Genomic DNA, 14,709 nt, shown 5'->3' with positions numbered 1-14,709 from the left:
GGAGTGATTGCGATGGAAAAAGAACCGATTACAAAAGATGCTTCAAAAGAGTCCGTGATTGATGATCTTGATGAAATCCTTGGCTTTATTAAAGGAAACGAGATGACCGACGATCAAAAGGACAAAATGACAAAGGACACGTTGAACTATTTTGATAACTACGTGTCACCCGGATGGTTAAAGTACAGAAAATCTGTATCAACTGACGCAGCCGTATTGGAATGGACCGATCAGGATGCGGTCATTCATGGTTTGAAGGGCGAAGAATTTATTGATTGTTTAGGCGGCTTCGGCATTTATACAAGCGGTCATCGAAATAAGTACATCTTGGATGCCGTTAAAGCGCAGCTGGAGCATCAGGCGCTTCATTCCCAGGAACTGTTGGATCCTCTGCGGGGTTATTTAGCCAAAGCGGTTGCCGATATTACGCCCGGAGATTTGGAAAAATGTTTCTTCACAAATGGTGGTGCAGAAGCGGTTGAAATGGCTTTGAAACTAGCTCGGATTGCAACGGGCGGTCGCTGGTACATTTCAACCATTGGCGCTTTTCATGGAAAATCAATGGGTGCAATTTCCATGGGTGGAAAAGGAACATATCGAAAGCCTTACATTCCGATGGTTCAACAGGTTGAACACGTTGAATATGGCAATGCTGAGGATATGCGTAAAGCAATCCGTAATTTAGTGGCTGTCGGCGAAACGGTAGCGGCAGTTATTATTGAGCCAGTTCAGGGTGAAGCCGGAATTATAGTGCCACCAAAGGGATATCTCAAAGAAGTTCGTGAGATTTGTGATGAATATGGTGTTGCTTTAATTTTTGATGAAATTCAATGCGGAATGGGTCGAACAGGATCAATGTGGCGTTGTGAGGCTGAAGATGTGGTACCGGATATTTTGACTTACGGAAAAGCATTCGGCGGTGGTATTATGCCGATTACAGGTTTGATTTGTCGGCCAAAAATGTGGGTGCAGCAGTTAATTGATAATCCATGGTTATTAGGATCACCAACGTTTGGCGGCAATCCGGTTTGCTGTGCAGCTGCAATTGCGACTATTTCATACATGCTAAAAGCCGATATTCCGGGTCAGGCCAGGGCAAAAGGAAACTATTTGATTCCTAAACTTCAAGCTTTGGCAGATGAATTTCCGGAAGTCATTCAGGAAGTCCGGGGCATTGGTTTGATGATCGGGGTAGAATTTTATTCTGACGAAATCGGGTACAGTGTCGCAAAAGGACTCTTTGATAGAGGGGTGCTGACAGCGGGAACCCTCGTTAATTCGAAGACTATTCGTTTCGAGCCGCCTGCAATCATTGAATATGATCAATTGGATCAGGTCATTGAGCGAATGCACGGTGCATTGGAAGATACTAAAGAAAAATTTGGCCTATAAGTTTGTAATACTATCAGGAATGCTGGGGGCGATCACTTGAGAAAAGTTAAAGTTGCGGCTACTCAAATGGCTTGCAAATGGGATACAGCCCAGAACTTAACAAAAGCGGAAGAGTTAATCAAAGGTGCAGCAAAGGCCGGTGCCCAAATTATCCTGCTTCAGGAGTTGTTCGAGACGCCATACTTTTGTCATCAGGAAAAGTATAAATACTTTGAGTTGGCGACACCGCTAAATGAAAATCCGGTCATTGCCAGACTGTCATTTTTGGCCAAAAAGTTGGCAGTTGTTTTGCCTGTGAGTTTCTTTGAACGATACGGAAACACATTTTTCAATTCATTGGTTGTTATTGATGCAGATGGAAAAGTGTTGGATGTTTATCGAAAAACCCACATTCCGGATGGTCATAATTATGAAGAGAAATTCTATTTTTCTCCGGGAGATACTGGGTTTAAAGTTTGGAAGACCAAGTATGGGCGCATTGGTGCCGGAATATGCTGGGATCAATGGTTTCCTGAGACTGCCAGGATTCTCACATTAATGGGGGCAGAGATTATCTTTTATCCAACCGCCATTGGTAGTGAACCGGTTTTAAAACGGGATAGTCAACCTCATTGGCAACGGACAATCCAAGGACATTCTGCTGCCAATCTCATTCCAGTTGTGGTGAGCAATAGAATCGGCACTGAAATTGATGAGACTCAAATGACCTTTTATGGCACATCATTTATTACCGATCAGTTTGGCGATATTCTTAAACAGGCTGATCGAAAAACCGAGGATTTTATTGTAGCAGAACTGGATTTGGACGAAGCAAATAAAACCCGCCGAGACTGGGGTGTCTTTCGTGATCGACGACCTGAAATGTATCGGAAGTTGTTATCAATGTAATCAATAGGATAAGAAAACCATAAAGAAGGAGTCACTCTGACAATCAGGGCGACTCCTTCTTTAATGTGAATTTGATATGAGCTCATTTTTAATTGGCTATTTTTTTGACATAAGCAGTGTTACCGGTAATATAACCACCGGCAACACGGTATCTTAACGCGCCCTTCTGAGTGGTGCTGTGAGGCCGTGAAAAGTCAAAGCCAATCACTTTAATCTTGGTATTCTTGGAAAATAATTTATTTTTCTTGGTCAGATTAACAGTTTTGTATCGATTGATAGGGCGCTTCGTCTGAACGTATCGAACCGGTTTTTGAGATCCCATAGTGACCAACTTTCTGTTTGCGGTCACAAATCGACCGTTGGACAGAACAAACCGGGTCGTGAGGTTATGCTTGACCAGTCGTTTAACGGTCAACACGGTACCTTGACGATAATGGCGCGTCTTTTTAGTCAGATTTTCTTTCCGGTAGGCATTAACTCCCCTTGGATTGATAACGGTGATTTTGGCATGTTTTTTAGCATAGTAAACGGGTCGTACGTAACGCCAGCTTGCTGTCACGTAGCCTGTCTTGTAACGATGAGTGGTTAAGTGGTTAACATCGCGAACCTTGTATCTTAATGTACCCGAAGCCGATCTGGTGTAGCCGGTTACGACAAACATTGGTCGATGGACTCTAGGCTTCTTAACATACCAAGCGCTTCTGGCTTGTTTTGAAAAATTCGCGGATCGATATAGGCCGATTTTTTTCAAGGAATAGACAACCGTGCCCTTGGTTGCAGCGTAATTAGGCAGATTAGGCTTGATAATCGGCGTTGAAGGGACTAATGGTGTCGTTGGTATTGAAGGTTTTGCAGGAATCAATGGCGTTGTTGGTGTGCCGGGGGTACCCGGCTCTTCTGGTTTGACGGGTGTTGATTGCTTTTTGTAAAAATACGTCACGGTTTGAGCATCCCTGCTAAATTTTCCCGTGCCATTTTTGGGTAATCTATTAGTGTCCAACGTGTACCCAGAAATGGTTAATTGATACTGATCAGTGGTTGCATCGTAAGCATCTCCAACGTAACCCGAAATCGTTTGTGGTTTTGCAATCGATTGATCATTTTCATCTAAATATTGAACAGTCACATCTTGAGCCTTTTGGGCATAGTAGAACGTGAAAGTTTGTGGATCAAGTTTAAATTCACCCTTTAGTGCAGCAGGTTTTTCAACGAGTTTGTAATTTGGGATGGTTTTTTCCTCGTTTGTAATATCATATGGATCACGAACGTAATGGTCAGAAAGGACGACAGGATCCGAAATCTCTTTATTTAACGCTTTATCCATATAGTTGATGGTAATGTTTCCTGCTTTTGGCAAATAGTAAAAGGTGACAGTTTGAGGCTCTTTAGTGAACGTTCCGATGATGTTGGCAGGCCAAGAGTCACCACTTTCATCCAATTTGTAGTCATTAATTGTTATCTGTTTGTCAGAAACATCATAGCGATTTCCAACCGTGCCGGTGACCTGAACCGGATCATGAATGGGTTCGTGGGTTAGCGCATTGAGGTAACGGATAGTGACGGATGCGTTGTTGGCATCAATTGGTAGGATCGGGATGTTTACTTTTGAATTTCCCATGCTGGTCCAAACTAAAACTTTTCCGCTTTGCTGGTATTGTACTGGATAATCGGCTTTGTTATTAAAATCGAATTTATATCCCTTGGGAAGATAATCATTAACGTAATGCCATGAGTTTGCATATACACTTCCCTGTTCATACACGGTGTCGATAATCTTAGTGGTTGAGCCATCATCGTAAGTAAAGTTGATGGTGACATAGGGAATTTCAACTTGCGATTCATCAGTATAAATAGGCCCTGCCTTCGCGACGGAAGCATTAGCAGAGCCGAAACCAATACATAGTAGCAATGCACCGAGTATAAGTAACATAAATCGAACTAATTTTGTTGCTCTCAACGATATCCTCCCCCTTATATGATTATCAAAGATATACCCTCTAACACTACCATAACATTTTTGACTGATGATTAGTTATTTTTCGAATTAAATAGGCATATATTGTTGGTTCCGTTTAAAAAATGTTATTAGAGGTATCATCGCTATTTTTAGTGGGAATTTCTGACAGCTGTTGAAATGTTTAAACACATCTTGAGGTTGTGGCTTTAAACAGGCAGTTATGACTTGTTCGAGTATATAATCGAACAAACAAAAAACAGATGTTTCAGGTCACCAACTCGGCAATCCGAACCATCTGTTTTACTTTAATAAACTTACTTATCTAATTGTTTTCCCTGATACAACGCATTACTTACAAGATCAATCGTACTCATCCAGGCAATGTGGCCCAAAGCTTCTGAAACCTGTTCCTCGATGGGGAGATCCTTTGCCTCCGGTGTTAAGCCCATTTTTGGCAATACGCCAAGGTGAAAAGCACCCCAAAGACCTATCCCGGCAAGTGCCCCGTGTCCCAAACGAACAGGGGGAATCACGTGTTGCATGACACTGTAGCCAACCGCAAACGTCGTTGAAAAACCAAAGTGAATGATAAAGCTCACCCAAGGCATTTTCTGTTCTGAATAAGTATAGGTTGAATGGGTAATTGAAGTAGGAACTCCGAATTTTTCCAACATTGCCTGTGGTGGGTTTGTGGCGTCTCTTTGTGGTGTTCTTGGAGGCAAGACATCCTCCCAGCCGAGTTTAACAAGTCCGGATAAGAATCCGGCCACCATACCGGCTTTGACAGCTGATGGCACATTGATATTTTTAAGTCTCAATACGATCGACCCCCTTAAATGATTGACGGAAAAGTAATGAACAACCTCAGTATACCGCATAATCAAGGAAGCTTCTTCTATTCGAATTGATATTTAATTGTTGAGGCTGTTTGATTAATCGTTTCCACTTCTTTGTAAAGCACTCGTTTTTGGGGGATAACAAAATCTCAGTTAGACGTTGCTGATTTTAAGACTTTTGTGTTTTGATTTCGTCCGATTGTTTGATTGAGGCCATCTGTTGATCTTTAAATTCATGAAACAGGAAGGCGATTGCCAGCCAGGCACCGAAGATATATGGGAAGAATTTGGCTGGGCCTTCCGGTTGTGGATAAACACTTCCGACAAGTGGGATCATTAGGAGAATACCGGTAATGACGGATGAAATGATGTGTCGTGCTTTTAGTTCGTCGTACTTGTGAAGAAAGACCGGGGCACTGATGGTAACCAGAAGATAAGCAATTAAAAATCCCCAAACGGCAATTGTTCCAAACCATTCATAGGTGTTTTCAATTGTCGTCATTAGGGCAAAACCGACCCCCAGTAGACCGATGATTGCTCCGGAAATGCCGATCCCAAAGGTGGGCGTTTTCTTTTTTTCGTTAACAAACGCAACTATTTTTGGTAAATAACCTTCGTGACTCATCTTCATCATAATTCTGGACCCGGCCGTAATCACGCCTACGGTACTGGACCAGAAACTGATGACAGCCCCCAGCGTAATGCAGTAACCAAGAAATGAGACATGGTTGCTGGTAGCCAAAAAAGCAAGTGGGGATGTGGATTCGCCAAGTGAGTGACCGGTTCCCGAAAAGCCCATCATCATAATTAAAGACATGATAACAAAGAAAATGCCAACGGCAAGTGGACTGCTGATGACAGCCCGTGGAATATTTTTAAGCGGTTCTTTAGCTTCTTTTCCCATTGAAGCGGCACCTTCAAAACCGACAAAGCTAAAGAATGCCAGCCCAAGACCGGATGCGACGTGACTGAACGATATATTGGTGAAGGCGACATTATTGGGATTGATTGAAAAATGATGGCTGAACAGGAGAACAATACCAAGAATTGAAATAATTGAAACGGATAGGAATTCCATGGTCATCATGGTTTTGGTTGAAAGTTCAACACCTTTTTGAGCCATGAACCATGCACTGACAGTTCCGATTGCCATTAAAACCGGATAAGGCAGTGACAGGTTAAAGTAGGCAAGTAAGTTATGCGCATAGATGGCAAAGCCTGCCAAAACTGCCACTGCGGTGGTGATGTACGCGAACAGGATACTGGCACCTGACATGAAACCGACCCGGCTGCCAAGCCCATCGGTCACATAAGTATAGATACTACCGGAAGTGGCGTATCGACGAGAAAAGACATTTACCTGCTTGGCTAAAAGGACACAGGCAACTGTTGCAATGATATAGGAAATCCAAGTACCGTTGCCTGCTAGTGCAAAGACGACTGGGATTGTAATCGCCGGCGTTGCAGTAGGCGCAATATTGGCAACAGACTCGCCTAACACTTCAAAAAAAGAGAGTGAATTTGCTTTTAATCCGGAAGTATTTGTAGCAGCCGAGCTGGGCTGCTGGGGACTAATTTCTTGAGAAGGTGCAACATAATTGGTATCCGATAGTTTTTCACGCATGAACAGCACTCCTTCGCTAAATCCAAAAAAGACGGTTAACAATGTTAGAACACATAACATGAATTGCCAAAATTATAGGATCAAAATGTGAATAAAGCAACCTAAATTTAATTAAATGTTAAATTATCTAACGTGTTTTTAATTTAAAGCTTGATTAAGCAAAAAAAGGTGGTAATATTCTAATCATTAACAGTCAATAAATTTTGTCAGCAACCGTTTTTGATGGATCTTGTCACATGATGTGCCATTTGATTTAAAAATGAAAGGTGTGTTGTTTATGCTCGAAACTGATGAATTACAAGGGGCATTGCCTCAAGTTGCGATGCCGCTTCCAGGACCCAATGCCAAGAAAATTTTAGCCAAACGAGCTGAAAATGTTCCATCCGCTGTTCTATGCAATTACCCTGTCGTCATTGATCGTGGAAGTGGCGCCATGATTGAGGATGTTGATGGTAACCGGTTCCTTGATTGGGTTGCCGGCGTCGGCGTTATGAATGTTGGCTATGGCCAGCAACGGGTGATTGATGCGGTTAAACAGCAGGCAGATCGGTTTTTTCACGGGATGATCAACATTACCACCCATGCCAATTACGTTGATTTGGCTGCTCGGATCAATGAGTTGGCGCCCGTTAACGCGGATACCAGGAAAACGATGTTCGTTAACTCCGGCGCAGAAGCAGTCGAAAATGCCGTTAAAATTGCAAAATCATTTACCGGCCGGGGCGACGTGATTGTGTTTTCCGGTGCTTTTCACGGGCGGACCGCATTAACGTCAACAATGACGGCTAAAAAGACGTATTCATATGGGATTGAACCAGCGATGGGTGGTATTCACCGGGCAGAGTTTCCGTATTTATATCGGGCACCACGGGGATACTCACGCGAAGAGAGTATTCAATACTATCTTGACAAACTTCAGTATGTCTTTGAACAAGCCGTTCCGGCAAAGCAGGTTGCTGCAATCGTCATCGAACCAATTCAAGGTGAGGGCGGTTTTATTCCGGCACCTTTTGAATATGTAGCGGCACTTCGAAAAATTTGTGATGAAAATGGGATTATGTTGGTTGCCGATGAGGTTCAATCCGGATTTGCCCGTTCCGGTAAACTATTTGTTTCAAATTATTGGAAGGAAAAAGGATTTGCACCGGATATCATTGCAATGGCCAAGTCGATTGGCGCTGGATTACCTTTGGCGGCTGTGACGGCCGGTTCGCATATTATGGAAGGCGTGCAACCCGGCATTGTCGGCAGTACCTTTGGTGGCAATGCTTTGGCGTGTGCTGCCGGCCTTCAGGTACTTGATATCATCAAAGACCAGAAATTAACGGATCGGGCTACACGGATCGGCCAAATGGCTTTTGATAGGTTTACCGATATGAAGTCACGCTATGAAGAGATTGGCGATGTTCGCGGCATCGGCAGTATGATCGGCGTTGAATTTGTAAAAGACAAGGAAACCAAGGAGCCCTATCCGGAATTGGTTTCCAAAATTATCAAGCATGCCGTTTCACATGGATTGATCATGGAAAATGCCGGTGTCCATGATAATGTCATTCGCTTCCTGAGCCCGTTGGTGGCGACCGAAGAACAAATCAAGGCCGGACTTGGGATTTATGAAGATGCGATTAAAGAATCCCTGGCAGAATTTTAAAAGCAATAGTCGACTTTTCCATGATATTGATTTCCTCCAAAATCAATCAAATTAAAAAAGTATCTTCAATTTTCGTAAATGAAAGTTGAAGATACTTTTGCTTTGTTGATCTTTTAAATTGAATCAGTACGCTTGAATGTCGAGTGCATCAAGCTTATTTAAACTTTGGTAACGCCGTATTCTTATTGGTAATATCAATAAAGCGGGCTTCGCCTTCAACCGCGTCAACCGCATCTCTCAAACGGTCACGGGATCCTTTTGCCAACGGCAACTTGATTAGGTCCTTAGTGGCGTTGAGCAGTTCTTCTTCATCGGCAACCGATCCCTTGAGAGGACGTGGATTGCTGGTATCCAAGGCTCGGCTGACAACCGGTTTTAACGGGCCCATCTGCATGAGACCCAAGACTGTATCGTAATCAATATCGTAAGCGTCCGCTAAATCCAACGTTTCTCGAATACCGGCTTCGGCTGCCATGATGCCAACGTTTGTGATGAGTTTTAATTTGGCACCGTTACCCAATTCACCAACGTATTTGACGGTTCCAAAAGCCTTGAGGACAGGAAGAACGTTGTCAAACGCCTCTTTGGCGCCACTGGCAATCAGTACCAGTGAGCCTTCTCTGGCATATCTAACACCACCGATGATCGGGACGTCCAACAATTGGGTGTCTTTTGGAAGGGCTTTGTTAACCGCAAAGATTTTTTCAGGATCAAGTGTTGATGTAATGATCAAGGTACTGCCGGGCTGTAGAAAGTTCACAATCCCGGGTTTGCCATCGTGACCGAGATGAAGGGTCAATACGTCGTCAGACATGACAGACGTGATAATCACTTTTGAAGCTTTGACCGCTTCAGCCAATGAGGAAGCCGCATGGATGTCCGAATTGCCAATGTTGGTGATTTTTTCCGGATCCTTATCCCAAATGGTGACATCGTAACCGGCAGAAGGCAAGTGGGTGATCATTTGGGATCCCATATCGCCAATACCAATAAAAGTAACTTTTGTCATGATTTTATATCCCCCTTTAAATGCGTAGATACATAGATGCGGATTCAATTTATATCCCCATTTGTTAAGCTCGCTGCAAAAGCATTTTTGCAAGCTGTTCAAATTGAAGCTGCATCCATCATTTAATATTTCCCCATCAGCATACATATAAATAAAGCCTTAGGCAAACACTTTGCACTAAGACTTTATGGAGTAGGGTATACTGAAGTTAGTGAAACCAATCATTAATAAAGTATCCACAGGTAACTGTGATTTAAAATCAGGTTTGGGGGAATGACGATGGTTACGACAATTATTACCAGCATTGTTTCATTTATTGGTACCAATATTGACGACACCTTTGTCTTGGCCGTCTGGTTCTCTCAAGTTGATGCGGTTTTGAGAAAACGTGATATTGTGTGGGGGCAATTCGTTGGTTTTGAGCTACTGGTACTGGTCAGCGTCTTTGCGGCATACGGTCTTAGTTTCTTGCCAACGGATAAAGTTGGCTGGCTTGGTGTGATTCCGATTGTTTTAGGTATTAAGAAGTGGCTTGAATACCGTCATCATTCCGGCAAAAGCGACGAGGCCGAAGAAGCCGAAATTCAAGCGGAAATTAAGCAGACAAAGAAAATCAGTCCCAGAGCAACCGCACTTTCCAAACTGATTAATCCTCAGATGGTCAGTGTGGGGTTGGTGACTGTTTCAAACGGGGCGGGTAATCTGACAGTTTATATCCCATTATTTACAGAGTACACGATCTTTGAGCTGGTTGTGACGGTAATTGTTTTTACAATTATGACCGGTGTCTGGTGTTATTTGGGCTACAAAATTGCTAATTTGCCGATTATTAAGGATAAGCTTGACCATTATAAGAGTGTGATGATCCCGATTATCTTTATTGCTATCGGCATTTACGTTCTGGTTGAAAGTGGCGTTATGGGTTAATCGGAGCAATTATCTGATGTTTCAGAGAACAAAATAATCCTCGTTTTGATTGCGTCTTTTGAGACATCAATTTCCCGCACGCCTCGCGTCAGCTCGCCATAACAGTTATAACCGGTGACATTACCATAGTTTAACTGGATTCCCCGAAAAGAACTCGTAAAGTTATTGTCGTGATCGTGACCAACAAAGGTTGCTTTCACGTTTTTTTGTCGCAAGAGGGCATAAAACAGCCCGGAATTTGTCGTCGGCGAACAGACTTTTTCATGATTAAAGCCATCGATTATCTGATTGGCCGCGGATTGATACTCCGGAAACGGAATATGGAAAAATCCCAGATCCATCTTTTTTGAGGTTCTTGCGTATGGCAGCTTTAAGAACCAATCAATTTGTTCCGGCTCAACGGCAGCGTATTGATCGGTCTTTTGCCAGTGGGAATAAGCGCCGCTATCCCAAACATAAGCAATATGGGCCAGTTGTTGATCGTCATAAATTTCCAAGGCATAGGATTCTCTGTCATCAATGATCATTGAGTGATGCTTGTCGGCAGGATGAATGAGGTGACTTTCAATTTCACGCAGATCCGTCCGGCTGAAAATGCCTTCTGTATCATGGTTGCCATAGGTGATGGCTACAGGAGTCGGGTATTGATTAAGAAGATCATAGAGTTTCCCAAGCCTTTTAGCGGGATCGGAGGACTGTAATCCCCATAAAAGATCACCTGTAATCATGATAAGATCAAAGGAATGTGTATCAAATAGGACCTTTAAACTGGCCAGTGTTTTTAAATCGGCGTCATTGAACGGGTAATCACCAAGATGGATGTCGGTGAGCTGACAGATTTTAAAGGGATGATGATCGTGGATTTGTAATTTCATGGTAACTAATTCTCCTATTTATCATAACCATTTTCAAGGTAGGTATTGTATCCTTGGGCAACGTCGGCTACTCGATGGGCATCCGCACCATAAACCAGTGGGATACCGAATTGTTGTGCTTGGGCCAACCAGGTGAAATTAGGAGAACTTTCGGTTTGGGAGGTTCGAAACAGACCGGCCATATTGCAGTCCAAAAATTCATGTCTGGCAGCAATCTTCTGTAGGATATGTTTTAACAGGTCCCTTGTTGCGTGATCTTCCCACACGGTTCTGCTATCGAACAGGTTTCGCCATTTCCGATACAGCATGATGTGACCGTAACGCTGTGGCTTGTTGGTCACCTGCCAATCAATTGCTTCTGCAACCGTTTTTAGATAGGCATTGGCAACGCCGACCGGTGTGCCATAGGCGGCCAGAACGCCGGTTCGAAAGTCCAAATCGGAGTCGTCGATGGCACGTAATCCGTTAACGGTTGGCAGAAAATGAACGGATAGGATGGCATCATCGATTGCGGAGCCGTAAACATCCAGCATCTGAGCCGTCCAGCGTTGATACTGTGAGAAATAGTCGATCTCAAACCCGATTAGAAGCCGAATTTTATCAGCATATTTTTCTTTTAACCGGTTCATTTTCCTCAAATATTCCGGTAGTTCCCTGTCTGACATGGCCGCTGTGTAGATGGCATGCCTGGAGCCGACAGCATGCTCATAAAAGTCGGGCGGCATCGGAAAATGTTCCGTAACGGAGTAGGTTTTAAAGCCGGCTTGGATCGCTGCCTTAATGAAGTCTTCTGTGTCTTCCCCGGAACCGTGGGGACAAAATTCAGTATGGGTATGACCGTTCCATGTTTTTCTGTCAATCCGGTTAAAATCGTTGTTTGATAGCAAAACTAATCACCGACTTTCTCAATGTCATCCGGGGAGAGGTAGAGAGTTTGACTGGTGTTGATACCGAGCGGAAGGCCTTGATTTAACGTCTCAACTTTTAAACGAATTTGTTGGGGCGTTTGCATTTCATAACGAATGCGGTCACCCAGAACAGCAATCGATGTCAGTTTTCCGGAAATCGGCATGGTTTCTTTTGACTGACCTGAAGAGTCTTTAACAAATAATTCCGGTCTGACAATATACTGATCGTTTGGATCAATCAACCTTTTTTGAGCGCGTTTAAAGCCGAGCCGCATAAGATCTTTACCGCTCAGTAAGTTATGGTTTCCGATGAATTGGGCGATAAATTGATTGCGGGGCTTGGTATAAATGGTGAGGGGAGAACCTTGTTGCTGAACCCGACCATCATCCATGACAATGATGTCATCCGAGATTGCCATTGCTTCACCCTGATCATGAGTGACAAACAGCATAGTGATGCCCAATTCCTGCTGATAATGGCGAATCTGGGTACGCAGGTCTACACGAATCTTTGCATCCAAAGCACTTAAAGGCTCGTCCAGCAATAATAGCTTGGGTTCGAGAACCATTGCCCGGGCAATGGCGACCCGTTGCTTTTGACCGCCCGACAAATTATCGGGGAAGGCGTCTTTTTTGTCTGCCAAACTAACAAGATTCAGCATTCGGGTCACTTTATCCTTGATGGCTGTTGCCGAAACCTTTTGAACTCTCAACCCATAGGCGACATTTTCGAAAACGCTGAGATTGGGAAACAGTGCATATGATTGGAAAATCATGCCAATGTGTCGTTGATTAACCGGCAGCTGTTGAATTTCTTGGCCATCTAAATAAATTTTTCCTGAAATTTGGGTGTTTAGTCCGGCAATTGCCCGTAGAACGGTTGTCTTGCCGCTACCGCTTGGACCAAGAAAGGTCGTGAGCGTATTGGGCTTGATGCTGAAAGTCATGTTATTGATGACGTTGTTACCTGATAAGGTGATACTTAAATCGGTTACTTTTAAGAAATCTGATGCCATCATGTCACTCCTTTCCTTTGGATGCCGATCCCTTTTGAACGATGAGTACAAGCACTAATGAAATGAAGGCCAGAATTGCAAAGTAGATGGTTGTCAGCACACTGCTGGCTTGACCGTTGCTTTGCATTAAGCGGTACATATAAATTTTCAACGTTTCAAAATCACCGCCAAGAAGCATATTGGTGATCACATATTCGCCAAAAGCAGTTGTAAACGTGAGTAGGCTGGCGACGAAAATCCCAACTTTGATGTTTGGAAGAATCACTTTTATGAAAGCATGAACCGGCTTATCGCCTAAAATCAATGATTGTTCGAACATGGCCCGAAAATCTCTGGAAATAAAGGCGTTATCCAATGTTTGATAGGTTAAAGGCAGGCTCAATAATGTGATCGCCAACAACAAAATGATGATTTTTGGGACGGCAATGTTTTGATAAACCTGGATCAGACCGGTTACCAAAATAATTCCGGGAATTGTAAATGGTAAAACGGTGATAAAACGCAGTCGGGCTTTTAGTCCCGGGTTGTAGACATTGGCGTAAAAAATAATTGGCAAAAAACAGGTCATTGCGATAATCGTCGTCAGGATGCCAAGCCCAAGCGAGCGGATCATTGCTGAAACAAAGTCCGGATTGGCGATCAGTTGAGCATACCAGTGAAACGTTAATCCTTCCGGCAAAATGGTTTTAACCCACGATGTTGAAAAGGAGTAAAGAGTTGTCGCAATAATGGGGGCAACGAGATAAATAGAGATTAACGCAATGATCATTTTCGGGATAAGCGTTTGTTTGTGTTTCTTCATTACTTTGCCCCCTCGCTTTTGGATTTGGTGAGTCGATTACCGAGCATCACCATTAAGGTCATCAGAATTGCAAAGAGGCTGGCAAAGGCGCAGGCAAGCGGCAGATTAGCGGTTAATTCACCATTGATTAATGACCCGATCAGGATGGGGATGGAAACGATGTTGTTTCCGGTTAACGCATACGCAGTTTCGTAAGTGCCCATTGCGTTGGCAAACAGCAGGATGAAAACTTCTACTAGATTCGGCAAAATAATCGGGATAATGACTTTGCGTAAAAAGAACGCCTGATTGGCGCCCAATACCTGGGATGCCTCTTTCCAATCCGGATTAAGATCCTCCAACACCGGAAATAGGAACATAATGCCCAGCGGAATTTCGAAAAAGGTGTAGGAAAACGTTAGGCCGGTTAACGAATAAATATTAAAGTGGTTGGTTAGGTGAAGAGCCGTTGCGATAGCTTTTACGACACCGGCATTACCAAAAAGAATGATTAAAGAAAATGCCAGGGGAACCCCGGCAAAACTGGATGACATATTAAAAATGGTAATGAGTGTGTTCTTGGTCTCTTCTTTTAAATGGGTTAGTGCCCAGGCACCCGCCACTGCGACAACCAGTGAACAGATTGACGCGATAAACGAGATTTTTAAACTGTTGAAGATGGCTTGGTGGTAATACTGATTTGTCATGATTTGGTGGTAATTTGACAAAGTAAACCCACCGTTAATTGCCTGAAAACTTGAAATAATCATGACAATTAAAGGAAGAAGTAGAACAAGAATAATCAGCAACGCAAACGGGCCATATATTTTGAGCCGATTGATCAT

13 protein-coding genes are annotated in these 14,709 nt (G+C 43.4%); 4 read left to right on the top strand and 9 right to left on the bottom strand.

The annotated features are described in order from the left end of the window. Positions 1-12 precede the first annotated feature (12 nt). Positions 13-1,392, top strand: coding sequence for a putrescine aminotransferase (locus tag GQR93_RS11655; RefSeq protein WP_004466578.1), 1,380 nt, complete (start codon positions 13-15; stop codon positions 1,390-1,392). A gap of 36 nt (positions 1,393-1,428) precedes the next feature. Then, a complete protein-coding gene (gene aguB, locus GQR93_RS11650; RefSeq protein WP_004466580.1) occupies positions 1,429-2,280 on the top strand; it encodes an N-carbamoylputrescine amidase in 852 nt (283 codons plus the stop codon). An 88-nt stretch (positions 2,281-2,368) separates the two neighbouring features. Here the strand turns inward: aguB and GQR93_RS11645 are convergent, their stop codons facing one another. From GQR93_RS11645 to GQR93_RS11635, 3 genes are all read right to left on the bottom strand, one after another. Continuing rightward, positions 2,369-4,237 (bottom strand): MucBP domain-containing protein, encoded by a 1,869-nt coding sequence (locus GQR93_RS11645; protein WP_004466582.1) that lies wholly within the window; start codon positions 4,235-4,237, stop codon positions 2,369-2,371. 314 nt (positions 4,238-4,551) lie between these two features. Next, positions 4,552-5,115 (bottom strand): DUF1440 domain-containing protein, encoded by a 564-nt coding sequence (locus tag GQR93_RS11640; protein ID WP_004466584.1) that lies wholly within the window; start codon positions 5,113-5,115, stop codon positions 4,552-4,554. 127 nt (positions 5,116-5,242) lie between these two features. Continuing rightward, positions 5,243-6,697, bottom strand: coding sequence for an APC family permease (locus tag GQR93_RS11635; protein WP_159298795.1), 1,455 nt, complete (start codon positions 6,695-6,697; stop codon positions 5,243-5,245). Positions 6,698-6,974: 277 nt separating this feature from the next. Here GQR93_RS11635 and GQR93_RS11630 point away from each other — a divergent pair, with 277 nt between their 5' ends. Further along, entirely contained in the window at positions 6,975-8,348 is a 1,374-nt protein-coding gene (locus GQR93_RS11630; protein WP_035444667.1) for an aspartate aminotransferase family protein, read from the top strand. Between the two features lie 154 nt (positions 8,349-8,502). Here GQR93_RS11630 and GQR93_RS11625 read toward each other — a convergent pair whose 3' ends face one another. Then, a complete protein-coding gene (locus GQR93_RS11625; RefSeq protein ID WP_187117484.1) occupies positions 8,503-9,357 on the bottom strand; it encodes an NAD(P)-dependent oxidoreductase in 855 nt (284 codons plus the stop codon). 279 nt (positions 9,358-9,636) lie between these two features. Between GQR93_RS11625 and GQR93_RS11620 the strand changes: the two genes are divergently transcribed. After that, positions 9,637-10,284, top strand: coding sequence for a cadmium resistance transporter (locus GQR93_RS11620; protein WP_004466592.1), 648 nt, complete (start codon positions 9,637-9,639; stop codon positions 10,282-10,284). On the opposite strand, the gene GQR93_RS11615 is transcribed toward GQR93_RS11620, so the two are convergent. From GQR93_RS11615 to GQR93_RS11595, 5 genes are read right to left on the bottom strand one after another with little or no spacing between them, the layout of a single operon-like run. After that, on the bottom strand, positions 10,281-11,159 hold the full coding sequence (locus GQR93_RS11615; RefSeq protein ID WP_004466595.1) for a metallophosphoesterase family protein: 879 nt from the start codon (positions 11,157-11,159) through the stop codon (positions 10,281-10,283). The two genes, GQR93_RS11620 and GQR93_RS11615, sit on opposite strands and share 4 nt — an antisense overlap. Positions 11,160-11,173: 14 nt before the next feature. Further along, complete coding sequence (gene hisJ, locus GQR93_RS11610; protein ID WP_004466598.1) at positions 11,174-12,046, bottom strand: histidinol-phosphatase HisJ; 873 nt, start codon at positions 12,044-12,046, stop codon at positions 11,174-11,176. A 2-nt stretch (positions 12,047-12,048) separates the two neighbouring features. Continuing rightward, positions 12,049-13,086, bottom strand: coding sequence for an ABC transporter ATP-binding protein (locus tag GQR93_RS11605; RefSeq protein WP_004466600.1), 1,038 nt, complete (start codon positions 13,084-13,086; stop codon positions 12,049-12,051). Position 13,087: 1 nt separating this feature from the next. Then, complete coding sequence (locus GQR93_RS11600) at positions 13,088-13,885, bottom strand: ABC transporter permease (protein ID WP_004466602.1); 798 nt, start codon at positions 13,883-13,885, stop codon at positions 13,088-13,090. After that, the gene (locus GQR93_RS11595) at positions 13,885-14,709 is read right to left on the bottom strand and encodes an ABC transporter permease (RefSeq protein ID WP_004466604.1); all 825 of its coding nucleotides are present in this window, start codon (positions 14,707-14,709) and stop codon (positions 13,885-13,887) included. The genes GQR93_RS11600 and GQR93_RS11595 overlap by 1 nt, the downstream gene beginning before the upstream one ends.

The sequence above is a fragment of the Lentilactobacillus hilgardii genome, assembly GCF_009832765.1.
In the GTDB taxonomy this organism is placed as follows: domain Bacteria; phylum Bacillota; class Bacilli; order Lactobacillales; family Lactobacillaceae; genus Lentilactobacillus; species Lentilactobacillus hilgardii.
This window is presented reverse-complemented; position numbering and strand designations above follow the sequence as displayed.

Coding starts and splice junctions, on each gene's coding strand:
- GQR93_RS11595 (WP_004466604.1), bottom strand. CDS start 14,709: ATGATCAATCGGCTCAAAATATATGGCCCGTTTGCGTTGCTGATTATT.
- GQR93_RS11600 (WP_004466602.1), bottom strand. CDS start 13,885: ATGAAGAAACACAAACAAACGCTTATCCCGAAAATGATCATTGCGTTA.
- GQR93_RS11635 (WP_159298795.1), bottom strand. CDS start 6,697: ATGCGTGAAAAACTATCGGATACCAATTATGTTGCACCTTCTCAAGAA.
- GQR93_RS11615 (WP_004466595.1), bottom strand. CDS start 11,159: ATGAAATTACAAATCCACGATCATCATCCCTTTAAAATCTGTCAGCTC.
- GQR93_RS11605 (WP_004466600.1), bottom strand. CDS start 13,086: ATGATGGCATCAGATTTCTTAAAAGTAACCGATTTAAGTATCACCTTA.
- GQR93_RS11620 (WP_004466592.1), top strand. CDS start 9,637: ATGGTTACGACAATTATTACCAGCATTGTTTCATTTATTGGTACCAAT.
- GQR93_RS11630 (WP_035444667.1), top strand. CDS start 6,975: ATGCTCGAAACTGATGAATTACAAGGGGCATTGCCTCAAGTTGCGATG.
- GQR93_RS11625 (WP_187117484.1), bottom strand. CDS start 9,357: ATGACAAAAGTTACTTTTATTGGTATTGGCGATATGGGATCCCAAATG.
- GQR93_RS11640 (WP_004466584.1), bottom strand. CDS start 5,115: ATGCGGTATACTGAGGTTGTTCATTACTTTTCCGTCAATCATTTAAGG.
- GQR93_RS11655 (WP_004466578.1), top strand. CDS start 13: ATGGAAAAAGAACCGATTACAAAAGATGCTTCAAAAGAGTCCGTGATT.